The organism is Mycobacterium sp. 852002-51057_SCH5723018, from assembly GCF_001667035.1.
GTDB lineage: Bacteria > Actinomycetota > Actinomycetes > Mycobacteriales > Mycobacteriaceae > Mycobacterium.
Map to the genome: position 1 here is coordinate 1 of NZ_LZIR01000043.1, position 2,255 is coordinate 2,255.

Sequence of the window (2,255 nt, forward strand, 5' to 3'; positions counted from 1 at the left end):
TGGGCCAGCCAGCGGTCAGCAGCGGTGGCCGCATTGTACGGACCGTCGAAGAACGCCGCATGGAAGGACATCCCCTCCTGGTACTTCATCAGCAGCGGAGATCAGGTCATCACCCCGGCTTCGGAGGACTCCATGGCCGCACGAGCACACTCACAGGTCACACACTTCAACGGTGGCTCGCACCTGACGCTGGTCTCACACCCCGACGCCGTCACGCAGGTCATCGAGGCTGCCGCCGCATCCGTGCACTGACCCGGATTGGTCGACGAGTGGTGTTGCTACGGCTCGTAGTTGGACGCGACAGCGGTCCGTTTAGTCGAGGGCCTTGCTACTTGCTGCCCTGTCCGACGGCCACCATCTGATCACCAGTCGGAAAAGGAGGAAGCCGTGCCAACGTACCAACAGCGTCACAGCCAGTTTGGGCATCAGAACCAGGAGACACCATGACCCACCCATCGAATGGCTCGATCGAAACAATCCCGCATCAAGTCGACCGGTTGACGATCCAGATCGACGACGCGTTTGACGGGTTCGGGACTGGCTATGAGGAGCAGTGCCGGAGTGCCAGACGGCTCGGTTCGGCGCCTTCATCGAGAAAGGCGTCGACTGGGACACCGTTTTGGATGCGTTCAGCGCCCACGCGCTCGGCGTCCTGCGTGAATTACGAAACCAGCTCAACGGGTTTCGGGTGCCCGACGAGAAGTTGACCCCCCACGGGGGCGCAGTGGCCATCGGACATCCCTTCGGAGCCACCGGCACCCGCTACATGCTCACCCTTGCCATCGAACTGCGGGAACGCAACGCCCGATACGGCGCCGTCGGCGCGTGCATCGGCTCCGGGCAACGCCTGGCGGTGGTACTGGAGAATCCACGCCGAGAACCAGATTGGTAGACAGATGACCGAACTCACGTACCTCATCACTGGCGCCGGCGGCGGCACCGGCAGCGTCAGCCCCCGGGTCATCGCCGCGCTGCTCGACGCCGGTGCCCCCGTGCGCGCGTTCGTCCACCGCGACGACGAGCGCGCCGCCGCGCTGCGCGAGCAGGGGGCCGACGTCGTCGTCGGCGACCTCACCAACCCTCGTGACGTCCACGACGCCCTCGACGGAGTGACGCGAATGTTCTTCTCCATGAGCGTCTCCGCGCACTACCTAGAAGCCACCACCGAAGTTTGCGCCGCCGCACTCGATCATGGACAACTTGAGGTCCTGGTCAACATGTCACAGATGACGGTGTCGCAGATGACGATCACCAGCACCGCCGAGTCCCGCCAGCAACGCCAGCACTGGCTCGCCGAACACGTGATCGCATGGTCGCGCCTGCCCGCCGTCACCGTGCGCCCCACGGTCTTCCTGGAGAACCCGCTGTTCAGTTCCCTCGCCGACGCCTCGATCAGCGCCGACGGCACCCTCAACCTGCCCTTCGGCGCCGGCAAGACCTCGCCAATCGCCGCCCGCGACGTTGCCGACGTCGTCGCTACGATTCTGCGCGACCCGGCGCCGCACCTGGGGGCAACCTACGAACTCACCGGCCCCGCCATCCTCGACCTCGACGGTCTCGCCGAGCAGTACTCCCACGCGCTGAACCGGCCCATCGCCGGCGTCGACGTGCCCTACGACCAATGGCTGGCCCGACTCGACGCAATGGGGGCGGGCCCCCACGTCACCCAGCACATCGCCACCATGGCTCGGCTGCACCACGAGGACCGCTACAACCGCCTCACACACACCGTGGAAGACCTCACCGGCCACCCCGCTCACACCGTCGCCGACTACGTCCGCGAACGCCACGGACTCCAACCACCAAGCCCCTGAGGTGTGTATTCGGCGACGGTGTCAGCTCAATGGTTGCCGGCCGGATAGGGTAAGGCGTCCTTCACCAGGTCCGGGCGTCGGCGGCGATGGTCTCGGCCGTCTCGGCGGCGGCTGTCGGATCGAAGCGGGCGGTGATCATGAGGCCCATTTGGGCGGCGGTGAGCACCTCGGCCCTGCGGTCCGGGTGGTCGAGTCCGTCAATCGCGTTCAAGGCGTTGGTGAGTGCGCTATGCAGCCGCTTCCGGTAGTTGCGCACCATGTCGGCGACGGCGTCGTCAAGTATGTTGAGTTCGGATGCGGTGTTGGTGATCAGGCAGCCGCGTGCGGCTGCCGGCCGCGATGACTTGCGAATGCGACTCGCCAGCGCGAGGAAGTAGGCGGCGATCTCGTCAGGGCCAGCATCGTCGGCTTCCATCGGTTCGATCAGCGGCCAGAGAATTT

The 2,255-nt window shown here is 65.7% G+C and carries 4 protein-coding genes; 3 read left to right on the forward strand and 1 reads right to left on the reverse strand.

The features are described 5' to 3' along the window. From A5764_RS10335 to A5764_RS10345, 3 genes are all read left to right on the forward strand, one after another. A partial coding sequence (locus A5764_RS10335; protein WP_197501291.1) for an alpha/beta fold hydrolase occupies positions 1-252 on the forward strand: 252 nt, incomplete at its 5' end. A 301-nt stretch (positions 253-553) separates the two neighbouring features. Next, on the forward strand, positions 554-892 hold the full coding sequence (locus A5764_RS10340) for a hypothetical protein (RefSeq protein WP_067112629.1): 339 nt from the start codon (positions 554-556) through the stop codon (positions 890-892). Between the two features lie 4 nt (positions 893-896). Further along, positions 897-1,814, forward strand: coding sequence for an NAD(P)H-binding protein (locus tag A5764_RS10345; protein WP_067112632.1), 918 nt, complete (start codon positions 897-899; stop codon positions 1,812-1,814). A gap of 61 nt (positions 1,815-1,875) precedes the next feature. Here A5764_RS10345 and A5764_RS28835 read toward each other — a convergent pair. Continuing rightward, a partial coding sequence (locus A5764_RS28835) for a hypothetical protein (RefSeq protein WP_231989669.1) occupies positions 1,876-2,255 on the reverse strand: 380 nt, incomplete at its 5' end.

Coding starts and splice junctions, on each gene's coding strand:
- A5764_RS10345 (WP_067112632.1), top strand. CDS start 897: ATGACCGAACTCACGTACCTCATCACTGGCGCCGGCGGCGGCACCGGC.